Source organism: Burkholderia sp. WP9 (assembly GCF_900104795.1).
GTDB lineage: Bacteria > Pseudomonadota > Gammaproteobacteria > Burkholderiales > Burkholderiaceae > Paraburkholderia.
The window spans coordinates 3,047,579-3,061,544 of sequence record NZ_FNTG01000001.1 but is presented as its reverse complement, the minus strand read 5'-3'; the positions used below and the strand labels follow the sequence as shown (position 1 = coordinate 3,061,544).

Sequence of the window (13,966 nt, the reverse complement as noted above, 5' to 3'; positions counted from 1 at the left end):
CAAGCCGCGTAAACACGACAGGTTGCGACCAAGGCATGTGTAATCTTTCGAGATCGCGAATGACGGCCGTAAAAGCGGGCATTCCGTGTCACGTTACGCCCCTCGAGGGGCTCTGCGCGGGCTATTTGCCCGTCTTTGGCCCTTTACGGGCGCACCTGTGCCGTCGCGCGACCTCGCCACATGTACAGATTGGCCAGCGCGAGTGCAACGAAGGCGCGATTGGCGTTCTTCGCCAGACCGCGATAGCGAACCTTCGTGAAGCCCCACAACCGCTTCACGACCGCGAACACATGCTCGACCCGGGCACGGATCTTCGACTTGTTGCGATTCTTGCGGCGCGCCACCTCGTCGACGATGCCCTTGCGGCGCGTGCGCTTGTTGGTGAAGTCGCGCGCCTTCGGTGCCTTGCCATGGATCAGCGCTTTCTGACTCGCGTATGCGCTGTCGCCGTACACGCGTTGCTCCTCACCGTGCAGCAACTGTGGCAGCGGATACTTGTCATGCACGTTCGCCGCCGTTACGACTGCGCTATGAGCAAGCCCGCTCTGACTGTCCACGCCGATATGGAGCTTCATGCCGAAATGCCACTGCTTGCCTTTGCGTGTCTGATGCATTTCGGGGTCACGCGCCTTGTCCTTGTTCTTCGTCGACGAGGGTGCACCGATCAGTGTGGCATCGACAATCGTGCCGCTCTTGAGCTTTGCTCCCCGCGCCTGCAGCACCTGACCCACTTCCGCGAAGATCCGCTCGCCCAGCTTGTGCTCTTCCAGCAGATGCCGGAATTTGAGCAGCGTGGTCGCGTCCGGAACCGTTTCGCTGCCAAGGTCGATCCCAACGAAACGGCGCAGGCTGAGACTGTCGTACAGCGCCTCTTCGCACGCAAGGTCCGCAAGGTTGAACCAGTGCTGCACAAAGTGAATCCGCAGCATGCGCTCCAGCACGATCGGCGGGCGGCCATTGCCACGTTTCGGATAGAACGGCTCGACCACTGCGCACAGTTGCGCCCAAGGCACGATCCTGTTCATCTCATCAAGAAACGCTTCACGTCGCGTTGGTTTGCGCTGCGCCCCGAACCCCGCGCATTGATCGACAGCCATCGCCAGTGTCAGTTGATTCATCATTTTTCGCTTTCGCCGTTGCATGCTCACGCTATAACGCGTGACCGTCATGAACGGTGGACTTATTCAGCTTTGCCTTAACTCGTCGGCAAGACGCAGGATCACTACGGACAACTATGAAGTCGCCGCGTTTCAATACGTAAAAGCAGCACCTCGCGAGCGGCTTCTGGCAGCAAAACGCGTGGCGCCCGCGCCGGCCATGCGCGGTCCGAGGCACAAACAGGCTCAGCGGATTTGAACTAGTATGTGGTGGCTCCGCGCGGCCGAAGTGTCGGTGCGGCGGTGCATCAAGTCCGGAGAAGACCATGATTGCGCTTCGAAAACTGAATCTCGCTATGGTGTTGTGGGCGTTGGCGTCGGGCGTCGCCTTCGCCGATACGGTGGCCTTGAAGGCGGATCTCGAACCGTCGAGCGAAGTGCCTCCTCGCGTGAGCCACGGACACGGCATGTTGAACGCCACCTTCGACACCTCGACCAAATCCCTGCAATGGACGGTCACTTATGAAGGCTTGAGCGGCCCGGCAACCGCCGCGCATTTCCACGGGCCTGCGCCGGTGGGCCAGAACGCCAAGGTTCAGGTGCCGATCGATAAGGGAGCCCTCGCCAGCCCGATCAAAGGGTCGGCGGCGCTCACCGAGCAGCAGGTCACCGATCTGATGGCGGGGCAGTGGTACTTCAACGTTCATACCGCGCAGAACCCGATGGGTGAAATTCGCGGGCAGGTTTTGCCGGCTAACTAACGAGCGGAAAACCTTACCGGGCGGCGCGGACCTTTTTGGGATTAGAAGCCGCCGCCCACCGGCGCTGCCGTGAACGCACGTAACATGACGGGACACAATCGAAGGAGCGTGTCCCGATGAGCTGGCAAAGCGCACTCGCGTGCTGGTATTTGCGTAGGCAGTTTCGTCCCGAGACCTTGAAGCCGCGTATCAATGTCGAGAAGGCGCGCGCGTTGACCGCCAAGCGCGCCTGGTCGCCGCGCGTGCCTCGCGGCTGGCGTCTGCGTGAGCTGTACGGCCCGGGCGATGCGCCCTTGCGCGGCGAATGGATCGAGCGCGGCGACGGGGCGCAAGCCGCGCAGACCGGTACAACGGTGCTGTATTGCCACGGCGGCGGCTATTACTTCTGTTCACCGCGTACGCATCGCTCGATCACGTTCGGCCTGGCGACACGCGCCGACGCGGCCGTTTTTTCGCTCGACTATCGTCTCGCGCCGGAGCATCGCTTCCCGGCGGCGTTGAACGATGCAACCGACGCTTATCGTCAGTTGATCGGCAATGGCATTGCGCCCGAGTCGATTGTGATCGCCGGCGATTCGGCGGGCGGCGGCCTCGCGCTCGCTACCCTGGTGGCGCTGCGCGACGCCGGCGACCCCATGCCGGCCGGTGCCTTGCTGTTCTCGCCATGGACCGATCTGGCCGCGACGGGCGCCAGCATCCGCACCAACGACGGTCTCGACCCCATGTTCAGCGGCCCGGCAATCGCGCTGGCGGGAAAGGTTTATCTCGGCGACACGCCGGCCACGCATCCCCATGCCTCTCCCGTTTATGCCAATCTGAACGGCTTGCCCCCGCTCTTCATCATGGCGGGCAGCACCGAGGTGTTGCTCGACGACTCGCAGCGCGTGGCCGACAACGCGCGCGCGGCAGGCGTCGACTGCGAACTCGAAGTGTGGAACAAGATGCCGCACGTCTGGCCGATTTTTGCGCCGTTCATCCCGGAAGGAAATCGCGCGCTCGAGCGCGCCGCCACCTTCGTGCGGCGCGTGACGCGCCGCGCGTCTCAGCCGTCGAGCGCGATGTCGATGGTCTGATAGGCGGCCTCGACTATCTGCTGGCCGTATTGCCGTTCCAGCCGCCGCACGGTGAAGTGCGCATGCGCGACCTGCTGGAAGTGGTCGATGAAAACCGTATTGACCATCGCGCCGAGCACCGCGCCGATTGCCGGAATCGACTTGGCGGCGATCTGTTCGCTCACCTGCACCGAAAAGCGCGCGGCGATCGTGTTGACGAGGCGCAGCAAGGCCGCGGAACCATGCGTGGTGAAACCTTTGGTGGCGATCTCGGACGACGCTTTCGACACTGCCTGCGCCAACGCGCCGCGCATGATGAAGTAGCCGAAGTCGGCGTCGTCGTCGGCACTCGATGTGCTGCCCATGCCGAGCACGGTCAGACACTGCAGTTGCGTATCGATCGACGACAAATCCTCACCCTCGCTGCGCGCGATGTCGCAGATCGAGCGAAACATCAGCGTGGTCGTGACCGGCAGTTCGACGGGCAGCGCAAACAGTCCGAATGCGCCGCCGGCCGCGCCGGTGGTCGCCACGGCGAACTTGTGAAGCAGATTGCTCGGCTTCTCGGGCGCCGCCAGCGCAAGCGTGGCGTCCTTGCGCCCCAGCGTGCGCAGCGCGATTGCCAGGCACTTGCGCAACGCCAGTTCGGTCGCGTCCGCGACCTTTTCGTTGGCGAACGCCGGCATGCGCGAGAGCAGCTTCTCCAGCGGCGCGCCGACGATGCTGGCCAGTTTCATCGCCAGAGCGGGGCTCTCCAGTTCATGTTTCGCGCGCCGCAGCGCCTTCAGGTCGTCGTCCGATAACGATTGTGTTGCGAGCGAGCTCGGCTCCATGTGCCTCCCTGGCGTCATGTGATGTGTTTTTTCAGTCGGTTGCCGCTGCTGCGCACCGCGGCGGCGTGTCCGGATTAGAGCATCGTCGCGTGGTATGATTCCCTATCGATTGACCAGTCAACTGTTGCGCTATCAAAAATGGCTGTCCATACCGCGGCCCACCACTCGAGTGGGCAAGTTTTACCTTTCCGTGAATCATTGCTGGCGATGCTCGGCATCTCCTTCGTCACGATGCTGGTCGCGCTCGACCAGACCGTGGTCGGCACCGCATTGCCCACCATCGTCGCCGAACTCAAGGGTTTCGAGCTGTACGCGTGGGTCGCCACGTCCTATTTGCTGACCTCGGTGATTACCGTGCCGATTTTCGGCCGGCTCGGCGATTACTACGGGCGCAAGCCGTTCGTGATCGCGTCGATCGTCGTGTTCACGGGCGCCTCGGTGCTGTGCGGCGCGGCCAACAATATGCTGTTCCTCGTGCTCGCGCGCGGTTTGCAGGGCATCGGCGGCGGCATGCTGGTCGGCACCGCGTTCGCCTGTATTCCCGATCTGTTTCCCGACTCGGTCGTGCGCCTGCGCTGGCAAGTGTTGATGAGTTCGGCGTTCGGTATTGCCAACGCGGTCGGGCCGTCGCTCGGCGGTTTCCTCACGCAGTATTACGGCTGGCGCTCGGTTTTCTATGTGAATCTGCCCGTCGGTCTGCTGTCGCTGTTTTTCGTCTGGCGTTTCCTGCCACATCTGCGCCATGTCGAACACGAAGGCAAGATGCGGCTCGACTGGCCTGGCGCCGTGTTGATCGCCGTGGCGCTCGGCTCGTTGCAGTTGTTCGTCGAGTTGCTGCCCAAGCATGGCGTGAGCTTCGGTGCGGCCATGCTGCTCGCGTTGAGCGTCGCGTCGGCTTACGCGCTCTGGCAGTGGGAGAAGCGCTGCCCGACGGCGATCCTGCCGGTCGACATGTTCCGCAATCGCAGTCTCGCCGCGCTGTTCACACTGGCCGTGCTGGGCGGCTTCACGATGTTCTCGCTGCTGTTCTATGCGCCGCTGCTGTTCCAGGGCGGCTTTGGCATGTCGCCGAAAGAGGCGGGGCTCGTCATCACGCCGCTCGTCGTATTCATTACGATCGGCAGCATCGCCAATGGGCGCATCGTCTCGCGCGTGCGCAATCCGAATCTGATGCTTTACGTGGGCTTTACGCTGCTCGCACTGGCGTGCCTGGGCGTGGTCGTCGCGACACGCGCCATGCCGCAATGGCTGTTGATGTCGTTCATGGTCGTCGGCGGACTGGGACTCGGTTTCGTCATGCCGAACCTGACGATCTTCGCGCAGCAAACGGCCGGCCGGGAGCACCTCGGCATTGCCACGGCGCTGCTGCAGTCACTGCGCATGATCGGCGGCATGATCGGCACCGCGCTGACCGGCACGCTGGTCAGCCACATGTACGCGAGCGGCGTGCGCAGCGCGCTGGAAAACGATCACGCATCGCAATGGTTCGCGGATCTCGGCGACCCGCAAATTCTCATCAATCGCGACGCGCAAACCACCTTGCTAGGCCAGTTGACGCACGCGGGCCATAACGGCGCGATGTTGCTCGAGAGCGCGCGCGAAGCTCTCGTGGCGGCGATTCATCTGGGTCTGGCCATGGCGGCGATCATCGCCGTGGTGTCGGTCTGGCAAAGCCGCCGTGTGCCGCCGATCAAGCTCCAACGCAAGCTCGAACCCGTGATTCACGCGGACTGATTTTTTAGACTTATCGTTTTACTGACAGATCATGGAAGAACAGGACCGCGTCGCCGTCATGCAGCAATTCGGCCGCACATATCGGGCGTTCATGTCGGCCTTCGAGTCGCACGTCGGCCACCCGCTGCCGCGCTGGCGCATTCTGCTCGCGCTGCACGAGCAGGCGGGCGAGTCGTCGCAGAAACGGCTGGTGGAGCGCTTGCGTGTCGACCCGGGCGCGCTGACGCGGCAGTTGAAGACACTGGAAGGTTTGGGCTGGATCGCTCGCAGCATGGACACGCGCGACAATCGCGTGACCAATGTGCGTCTGACCGAAGCGGGGCAGTCGGCGACCGAGGCCAGCTTGCCGCGTCGCAATGCGTTTCTGCACGACACGATGGCTGCGCTGCCGGACGAGGCGCTGGGCGCGCTGTCTGATGCACTGAAGATGCTCGAGGTGAGAATTGGGGAAGTGGCGGCGACAGCCGGCGCTGCGGGAGCCGCCGCCGGCGATGTTTCGCAGCAGGCAGCCGAAGTCGTGAATGGCGAAGCGCCGCGCCAACCTTAACGTCGTGTACGCGGCTTGAACGACGTCGCATGCGGCGCGTCGGAGATCACAGAGCAATCGCTCGCTCCACGCATTTCGAAACAACAGGAACGGCGCGCCCCGATGTCCAGGGCGCGCCTTTCGCAAGAAGAATCAGAAGAACGTTTCGATCACTTCCGTGACGCGATACGCTGGATCGACCACCAACACCTGACGCCATTTGTCGAACGTCAGACACGGGTGCGAGATGTCGAACGCGATCATGTCGCCCACTTTCAGATCGGCGCCAGCGGGAATCCGCAGATACGCATGCTGATCCATCAGGCCGAAAATCTCCCAGCCTTCGCTTGCCGCGATATCGCGCGGCGCTTCGTTACCCGGACGATAGTGGCGCGCCGGTTCCGGCATGCCCGCATCGAACGCGGAATCGCGTTTGCCAAGACCAATGATCGCGCGATCCGGCTCGGGAATGGACTGCACATACGCCCACAATTGCAGCGCGGGAAGCAGCCCTTCGCCCATTTTCTTCGCGACCGGATTGCGCGCGAAGATGTCCGTCTGCGCCTTGCGATAGATGCCGACGTCGTGCGTCAGATAGCAGCCCGGACGCAGCACCACCTCGACCTTGCCGGTCTCCGACGCCTTCACGAATTCTTCCGCGACCACGTCGTACCAGGCCGATCCCGCGCCTGACAGCACGGCCGGCGTACGCGCAAAACGCCCTTGCTCGACGAGCTCGCGCGTGAGCGCGACCGCGCTCTGCAGGAACTCGCGCACTTCGGGCTCTTCCTTCAGCACACCTTCGTACAACTCGACGCCGGCGAGCTTCAGCGTGTCCGGATAGCGTGCAATCGCGTCGAGCACCGCGTTGCGCTGCGCGGCATCGCGCACGCCCGTGCGGCCGCCCGGCACGCCGAGTTCGAGCAGCACCTGCAACTGCTTGTTCACCGACTTGAAAAACTCGCCCAACTGTTCGACGCCTTCAACCGAATCGACGAGGCAGAAGAATTCGAAATCCGGATCGCTCAACAACTCGGCGACCATCATCATGTTGCGGCGGCCGACCAGCTGATTGGCCATCAGCACGCGCGAGACGCCGCCGTGATAAGCCGCGCGCACCTGGTGCGCGGTGGCGAGCGTAATACCCCACGCGCCGGTTTCGAGCTGACGGCGAAACAGCTGCGGTGCCATGGTGGTTTTGCCGTGCGGCGCGAGTTTGACGCCGTATTCGGCGACGAATGCCTGCATCCATTTCAGGTTGTGCTCCACCCGGTCGGCATACAGCACGGCGGCCGGCAAGCTCACGTCTTCGTTCAGCAGGTTCCACTCCAGGCGAGCGGCATCCGTGAGTTGGATGCTGGTGCCCGGAACCATGCCCAAGCCCTTGCTATAAGGATCAATCGTCGCGCCCTGATAGTTTGTAACTTTCATGTCTCCTTGCTCCATCGTCCAGTTAAATTGAATCAAAGTTGACTTTAGCATGTTACCGAAAGTACGATGGATGAAGAAATGTTATTTAGTACCATGGATCGCTGAAGGCGCGTTGTCAGCCTTTGCCTGGCTTTTGCTCCGCCTTCGCGCCGTATCCCACAGTCTGCAATGAACTCAACCGCCGAACCGCTGGCTTTCGACATCGTTGCGCGCATCGCCGAATGCGCGCCGGAACTGCGCTCGGCTGAGCGCAAGGTTGCCGCGCTGATTCTCGACGATCTCACGGGCGCTTCGCGCGCCAGCATCGGCGCGCTCGCGCAGCAGGCCGAGGTGAGCGTGGCGACCGTGACGCGCTTTGCCAAGGCTGTGGGTTGCCGCGACGTGCGCGAACTCAAGCTGCGGCTCGCACAGGCTGCTGCGGTCGGTCAGCGCTTCCTGCAGCCGGGCAGCGCGGGCGACGCGCCCGAGCCGATCGCGACCCGTGTGTTCGACGAATTGCAAACCGCGCTGGCGCACAACCATCAATTGCTGCGTCAGGCGCCGCTCGGCGAAGCGGCGGCCGCTTTGCGCGCTGCGCGCATGATCTACGTGTTCGGCATGGGCGGCGGTTCCACCGCGCTCGCCGACGAAATGCGCTTTCGGCTCGTGCGCCTCGGCCGGCCCGTCGCGACCTATCAGGACGGCTTGCTGCAGCGCATGGTGGCCAGCACCGTGTCGCGTGAATGCGTGGTGATCGCGCTCTCCACGACCGGGCGCGTGCCCGAGATGGTCGAGAACTGCAAGATCGCGCGCAGCTATGGCGCGACGGTGATCGCGTTGACCGCGCCGGCTTCGCCGCTCGCGCGGCTGGCCGATTGGGTCATTCCGATCGTCGCCTTTGAAACCGACTTCATTTACAAGCCGTCGTCGTCGCGCTACGCAATGATGATGGCGCTCGATGTGCTCGTCACCGAACTCGCCGTCAGTCAGGGCGACGAGAGCCGCGAATTGCTGCGCCGCATGAAGCACGCACTCGACACGCACCGCGGCGGCGGCGATCGACAACCGTTAGGAGACTGATCCATGCATTCGCATCCCGAAGCCGCCGATACGCTGATCGTCGGCGCGCAACTGTACGACGGCACGGGCGCGCCGCCAGTCGAGCGCGATGTCGCGGTTCGCGACGGCCGCATCGTCGCGATCGGCAATCTGTCGAACTGGCTCGCCGAAGAAGTGATCGAGGCCGAAGGCCGCGCGCTGGCGCCGGGTTTCATCGACGTTCACACGCACGACGACACGCATGTGATCCGTTCGCCGCAAATGCTGCCGAAGATTACGCAAGGCGTGACCACGGTGATCGTCGGCAATTGCGGTATCAGCGCGTCGCCGGTCGCGCTGAAGGGCGATCCGCCCGATCCGATGAACCTGCTTGGCGAGCGCGACGCGTTCCAGTATCCGACCTTCGCCGCGTATGTCGCAGCGGTGAATGCGGCGCGGCCGGCGGTGAACGTCGGCGCGCTGATCGGACATACGGCGTTGCGCAGCAACCAGATGGACCGGCTCGATCGCGCGGCGACCGAGCAGGAAATCGAGGGTATGCGCGCGCAACTCGAAGAAGCACTGGCGAATGGTGCGCTGGGTCTGAGTTCGGGGCTCGCATACGGTTCGGCGTTCGCCGCGCCGACCGAAGAAGTCATGGCGTTGGCCGAGCCGCTCGCTGCGGCCGGCGCGCTGTACACCACGCACATGCGCACCGAGTTCGACGCGATTCTCGAAGCGATGGACGAAGCGTATCGCGTGGGCCGTCACGCGCATGTTCCGGTGGTGATTTCGCATTTGAAGTGCGCGGGTCCGTCGAACTGGGGGCGTAGCGTCGAAGTGCTGAAGTCGCTGGAAAGCGCGAGCCGGTTGCAGCCGATCGGTTGCGATTGCTATCCGTACAACCGCAGTTCGTCAACGCTCGATCTGAAGCAGGTGACGGGCGACATCGACATCACGATTACGTGGTCCGAGCCGCATCCGGAGATGGCGGGCAAGCTGATCAAGGAGGTTGCGGCGGAGTGGGGCGTTACGCAGCAGGAAGCGGGCAAACGTTTACAGCCGGCGGGCGCGGTGTACCACAACATGTCCGAAGACGACGTGCGGCGCATCCTTTCGCATCCCGCCACCATGGTCGGCTCGGACGGCCTGCCGAACGATCCACTACCGCATCCGCGCTTGTGGGGCGCGTTTCCGCGCGTGCTCGGCCACTATGCGCGCGACGCCGGTTTGCTGCCGCTCGAAGAGGCGGTGCGCAAGATGACCAGCTTGTCGGCGCGGCGCTTTGGTCTGGCGCAGCGCGGCGAGGTGCATATCGGCTATCACGCCGATCTGGTGCTATTCGACCCGGCCAAGGTGCGCGACGCGGCGACGTTCGAAAAACCGCAACAGGCCGCCGACGGCATCGACGCGGTGTGGGTGAACGGCGTGCTGTCGTACCGCGACGGCGAAGTGACGGGCGAGCGCGCCGGTCACTTCGTGGCGCGCGGCGCGGCGTCGAAGGGTGACGCGCACGGCGCGTTCTGAATTTTTGCTCGATTGAGTGATTGATTGCGGCGCGCTCGGCGATTCTGCCGCATGCGTGCCGGACTTTTTAAGGAGTGTGATGATGAAGCGATATGGTGTTGAAGGCGGGAAGGGAACGGGCGGTCAGCATATGCCGTTTGCACGCGCGGTCGAAGCCGACGGCTGGCTGTTCGTGTCCGGCCAGACGCCGATGGAAAACGGCGAAGTGATCAACGGCGGCATCGTCGAACAATCGCATAAGGCGATCCAGAACGTGTTCGCGATTCTGAAGGAAGCCGGCTATGGCGCGGAGCATGTGGTCCGCTGCGGCGTGTGGCTGGATGATCCGCGCGACTTCGCGTCGTTCAACAAGGTGTTCCGCGAGTATTTCGGCGAGAACCCGCCAGCGCGCGCCTGCGTGGTTTCTTCGATGGTGATCGATTGCCGCGTCGAAGTGGACTGCGTGGCTTATAAGAAGCCCACGGCATAAGCCTGAACATTCGGCCAAACGGGCTCGCCGCGGCTTCGCATCAACTCGCCGCGGCGAACAAACTGCTTTTTTACTGTCGGGCCAGACGCATATTGTCCGGCATCGGCAAGTTGTAATTCGTGCGGAACGGATTGATGTCCAGTCCGCCGCGCCGCGTATAACGTGCGTACACTGCGAGCTTCACCGGCTTGCAGGCTTTCAGCACATCGAGAAAAATTTTCTCGACACACTGTTCATGAAACCCCGTGTGATTGCGGTACGAGATGATGTAGCGCAGCAAGCCCGCGTGATCGATCTGCGGGCCTACATAATGAATCTGCACGCTGCCCCAATCGGGCTGGCCCGTCACCGGGCAATTCGACTTCAGCAAGTTGGAGAACAGCGTTTCTTCGACCGGCGCTTCATGCAGCGCCGCTTTCAGCAACGATGCGTCCGGCTGATAGATATCGGTATCCAGATCCAGCCGGTCGAGCGACAAGCCTTCGAATTCTTCCATCTGCAATTTGCCGAACTCATAGGGCGCGGCCAGATGAACGGAGACGGTCGCGCCGCACGAAGCGGACACGTCGCGCTTGATCGTGTCGCGCACTGCGTCCATCGATTCGAACGCAGTCTGCGCGAATGAGCCGAGATAGAGCTTGAACGACTTCGACTCGACGATATTCGGCGAGTCCGCCGGCACGTAGAAAGTCGCCACCGCGATTTGCGGCTTGCCGCGCGCGTTCAGCCAGGACAACTCATACGCATTCCAGATGTCCGTGCCGAAGAACGGCAACTGCGCGCCGATGCCGATCGCCTCGCGCGCATTTTTGCGCGCGATCGGAAACAGCAGCGAAGCGTCGTATTGTTCGGTGTAAGTGGAGGCCTTACCCAGCGGTGATTGTTCGGGTGTCATGATGCGTTCACGATGCCACTCAGCACGTGCCCCGTCGCCGTCACGACGCGGGCCGATTCGCAGTGGCCAATTTGGTCGTCGAAGAAAAAGTCCGGCTCGAACTCGCGCAGAAATGCGCTCTTGTCGAGGCCGCCGAGGAACATCGCTTCGTCGATTTCAATGTTCCACGCCATTAAAGTGCGGATCGCGCGCTCGTGCGCGGGCGCCGAGCGCGCCGTCACCAATGCCGTACGAATATGCATGGGCGCGGCTTCATCCGCGAGTTTTTGCAGCCGGTGCAGCGCTTCGAGCAACGGCTTCAGCGGGCCGTCCGCGAGCGGCAGATCCTTGTTGTGAATCTCGTGGCCGACGAACGCGCGCAAACCGTCTTTCTGGAACACGCGCTCGGCTTCGTCGGAAAACAGGACGGCGTCGCCGTCGAAGGCAATGCGGATTTCGTCGGGATACTTGCTCGCCATTTTCGCCGATTCCGGCAAGACGCGCGCGGCGGGAAATCCAGCGGCGAGCGCGTCGCGCACGTCCTCCTGATTCGCCGACAGAAACAGCGACGCGTTCAACGGCTTCAGATAGCCAAACGGCGCGCGTCCGCGAGTAAACACGCCGCGTTCGATGGCGAGCCCGTATTCCCGGCACGAATGGAACGCCCGCAATCCGCTGATCGGATCGCTGCGCGAGAGGATCACCACTTCGACGCGATGTCCGCCCGCATTCAACGCCAGCAGTTTGCGGATCAGCGGAAACGCCACGCCCGGTTTGGCGGGCACGGCAAGGCGATCGCGCTGCAATGCTTCATAGGCTTGCAGATCGCCTTCCTCGTACACGCGGTTCTCTTCCTCGAAGTCGAACAGCGCGCGCGACGAGATTGCCACCACCAGTTTGTCGACAAGCGAAAGAGCCATCTGCGCGTTTCAGTCCTAAAAGATCAGGCGAGGAATAAGCGATACACCGGGTTCTGCGTCTCTTCCCAGTTCGGATAGCCGAGCGTGGCGAGAAAGCGATCAAAGGCCTCGTTCTCGCTCACCGGCACCTGGATGCCGACCAGAATCGAGCTGTAGTCCGCGCCCTGGTTGCGGTAGTGGAACAGGCTGATATTCCAGTTCGGCGCCATCGACGAAAGGAATTTCATCAGCGCGCCCGGACGCTCGGGAAACTCGAAGCGGAACAGGCGTTCGTCATGTGCCAACGGCGAGCGGCCGCCCACCATATAGCGGATGTGTTGCTTGGAGAGTTCGTCGAACGTGAGGTCCACTGTGGCGAAGCCGTGCGCTTCGAACGCACCCGCGATCTGAGCCGATTCGCTGCGATTCCTGATCTGCACGCCCACGAAGATATGGGCGGAGTTCGCATCCGCAATGCGATAGTTGAACTCGGTGACGCTGCGCGTGCCCACCAGTTCGCAGAAACGCCGGAAACTGCCGCGCTCTTCGGGGATCGTCACGGCAAACACGGCTTCGCGCGCTTCACCCACTTCGGCGCGTTCGGCCACGAAGCGCATGCGGTCGAAGTTCATGTTCGCACCGGACGTGATCGCGATCAGCGTCTGGTTTTCGATGCCTTCGCGCTCCGCATACTGCTTGGCACCGGCTACGGCCAAAGAACCCGCGGGCTCCAGCACGCTGCGGGTATCCTGGAAGACATCCTTGATCGCGGCACATAGCGCATCTGTGTTCACGAGCAGCACGTCGTCGAGATATTCGCTGCACAGACGGAAGGTTTCTTCGCCGACCAGCTTCACCGCCGTGCCGTCCGAGAACAGACCCACTTCGTTCAGCGTAACCCGCTCACCGGCTTTCAGCGACGCGGCCATTGCGCATGAATCATCGGTCTGCACGCCGATTACCTTGATTTCCGGGCGCACCGATTTCACGTACGCAGCCACGCCCGCGGCGAGCCCACCGCCGCCGATCGGCACGAAGATCGCGTGAATCGGACCCTGATGCTGACTGAGAATCTCCATGGCGACGGTGCCTTGCCCGGCGATCACATACGGATCGTCGAACGGATGCACGAAGGTCAGGCCGCGCTCTTCCTGCAGCTTCACCGCGTGTCCATACGCATCGCTATACGATTCGCCAAACTGCACGACTTCGACGGTCGGGCCGCCGTGCGAACGCACCGCATCGACCTTCACCTGCGGCGTGGTGACCGGCACCACGATGATCGCCTTCACGCCCATGCGCGCCGCCGACAGCGCGACACCCTGCGCATGATTGCCCGCCGACGCGGTAATCACGCCACGTTCCAACGCCTCGGAAGGAATGTGCGCCATCTTGTTGTACGCGCCGCGCACCTTGAACGAGAACACCGGCTGGTTGTCCTCGCGCTTCAGGTAGACCGGATTGCGCAGCCGTGCCGACAGGTTCGGTGCGCGTTCGAGTTCGGTCTCGCGGGCCACGTCGTAGACGCGCGCGGTGAGGGTTTTTTTCAGGTAGTCGTGGGAGGCCATGCGGGTGGCGCGGTGCGCTTTGCGAGACGGGAAAGGGTCAATGATAGCGCCAACGGTGTACGCTCAGGCTTCCGGCTGATGCACCGAAGCGGCGCCGTGAAGTTTCGCCCGACCGTTCGGTCGGTCAATCGGGTGTTGCGGTTTCGTCGAGCGATTTACCGCGAAATTGCTCAAAGCC

13 protein-coding genes are annotated in these 13,966 nt (G+C 62.8%); 7 read left to right on the top strand and 6 right to left on the bottom strand.

Annotation, left to right across the window (positions count from 1 at the left end; genetic code table 11):
• Window positions 1-143: 143 nt before the first annotated feature.
• Entirely contained in the window at window positions 144-1,118 is a 975-nt protein-coding gene (locus BLW71_RS13545; protein WP_091800817.1) for an IS5 family transposase, read from the bottom strand.
• Window positions 1,119-1,423: 305 nt separating this feature from the next.
• Here BLW71_RS13545 and BLW71_RS13540 point away from each other — a divergent pair, with 305 nt between their 5' ends.
• Together BLW71_RS13540 and BLW71_RS13535 are read left to right on the top strand one after the other, a co-directional pair.
• Window positions 1,424-1,858: a CHRD domain-containing protein gene (locus BLW71_RS13540; RefSeq protein ID WP_091796763.1), complete on the top strand. Its 435-nt coding sequence runs from the start codon at window positions 1,424-1,426 to the stop codon at window positions 1,856-1,858.
• A gap of 116 nt (window positions 1,859-1,974) precedes the next feature.
• Window positions 1,975-2,931, top strand: a complete 957-nt coding sequence (locus BLW71_RS13535; protein ID WP_091796762.1) for an alpha/beta hydrolase — start codon at window positions 1,975-1,977, stop codon at window positions 2,929-2,931.
• Here the strand turns inward: BLW71_RS13535 and BLW71_RS13530 are convergent.
• Window positions 2,901-3,743, bottom strand: coding sequence for an EcsC family protein (locus tag BLW71_RS13530; RefSeq protein WP_091796761.1), 843 nt, complete (start codon window positions 3,741-3,743; stop codon window positions 2,901-2,903). The genes BLW71_RS13535 and BLW71_RS13530 overlap by 31 nt on opposite strands.
• A 138-nt stretch (window positions 3,744-3,881) precedes the next feature.
• On the opposite strand from BLW71_RS13530, the gene BLW71_RS13525 reads away from it, so the two are divergent.
• Both BLW71_RS13525 and BLW71_RS13520 read left to right on the top strand, forming a co-directional pair.
• A complete protein-coding gene (locus BLW71_RS13525; protein ID WP_091796760.1) occupies window positions 3,882-5,477 on the top strand; it encodes an MDR family MFS transporter in 1,596 nt (531 codons plus the stop codon).
• A 31-nt stretch (window positions 5,478-5,508) separates the two neighbouring features.
• Window positions 5,509-6,024: a MarR family winged helix-turn-helix transcriptional regulator gene (locus BLW71_RS13520; RefSeq protein WP_091796759.1), complete on the top strand. Its 516-nt coding sequence runs from the start codon at window positions 5,509-5,511 to the stop codon at window positions 6,022-6,024.
• Between the two features lie 132 nt (window positions 6,025-6,156).
• Here the strand turns inward: BLW71_RS13520 and BLW71_RS13515 are convergent, their stop codons facing one another.
• Window positions 6,157-7,434, bottom strand: a complete 1,278-nt coding sequence (locus tag BLW71_RS13515) for an amino acid deaminase (protein WP_091796758.1) — start codon at window positions 7,432-7,434, stop codon at window positions 6,157-6,159.
• A 168-nt stretch (window positions 7,435-7,602) separates the two neighbouring features.
• Between BLW71_RS13515 and BLW71_RS13510 the strand changes: the two genes are divergently transcribed.
• From BLW71_RS13510 to BLW71_RS13500, 3 genes are all read left to right on the top strand, one after another.
• Entirely contained in the window at window positions 7,603-8,493 is an 891-nt protein-coding gene (locus BLW71_RS13510; RefSeq protein ID WP_091796757.1) for a MurR/RpiR family transcriptional regulator, read from the top strand.
• Window positions 8,494-8,496: 3 nt separating this feature from the next.
• The gene (locus tag BLW71_RS13505; protein WP_091796756.1) at window positions 8,497-9,978 is read left to right on the top strand and encodes an N-acyl-D-amino-acid deacylase family protein; all 1,482 of its coding nucleotides are present in this window, start codon (window positions 8,497-8,499) and stop codon (window positions 9,976-9,978) included.
• 82 nt (window positions 9,979-10,060) lie between these two features.
• Window positions 10,061-10,447 (top strand): RidA family protein, encoded by a 387-nt coding sequence (locus BLW71_RS13500; RefSeq protein ID WP_007179354.1) that lies wholly within the window; start codon window positions 10,061-10,063, stop codon window positions 10,445-10,447.
• A gap of 70 nt (window positions 10,448-10,517) precedes the next feature.
• On the opposite strand, the gene queF is transcribed toward BLW71_RS13500, so the two are convergent.
• From queF to ilvA, 3 genes are read right to left on the bottom strand one after another with little or no spacing between them, the layout of a single operon-like run.
• The gene (gene queF / locus BLW71_RS13495) at window positions 10,518-11,342 is read right to left on the bottom strand and encodes an NADPH-dependent 7-cyano-7-deazaguanine reductase QueF (protein WP_091796755.1); all 825 of its coding nucleotides are present in this window, start codon (window positions 11,340-11,342) and stop codon (window positions 10,518-10,520) included.
• Entirely contained in the window at window positions 11,339-12,241 is a 903-nt protein-coding gene (locus BLW71_RS13490; RefSeq protein ID WP_091796754.1) for a 5'-nucleotidase, read from the bottom strand. The genes queF and BLW71_RS13490 overlap by 4 nt, the downstream gene beginning before the upstream one ends.
• A gap of 23 nt (window positions 12,242-12,264) precedes the next feature.
• Window positions 12,265-13,830: a threonine ammonia-lyase, biosynthetic gene (gene ilvA / locus BLW71_RS13485; protein WP_502686827.1), complete on the bottom strand. Its 1,566-nt coding sequence runs from the start codon at window positions 13,828-13,830 to the stop codon at window positions 12,265-12,267.
• Window positions 13,831-13,966: the final 136 nt, after the last annotated feature.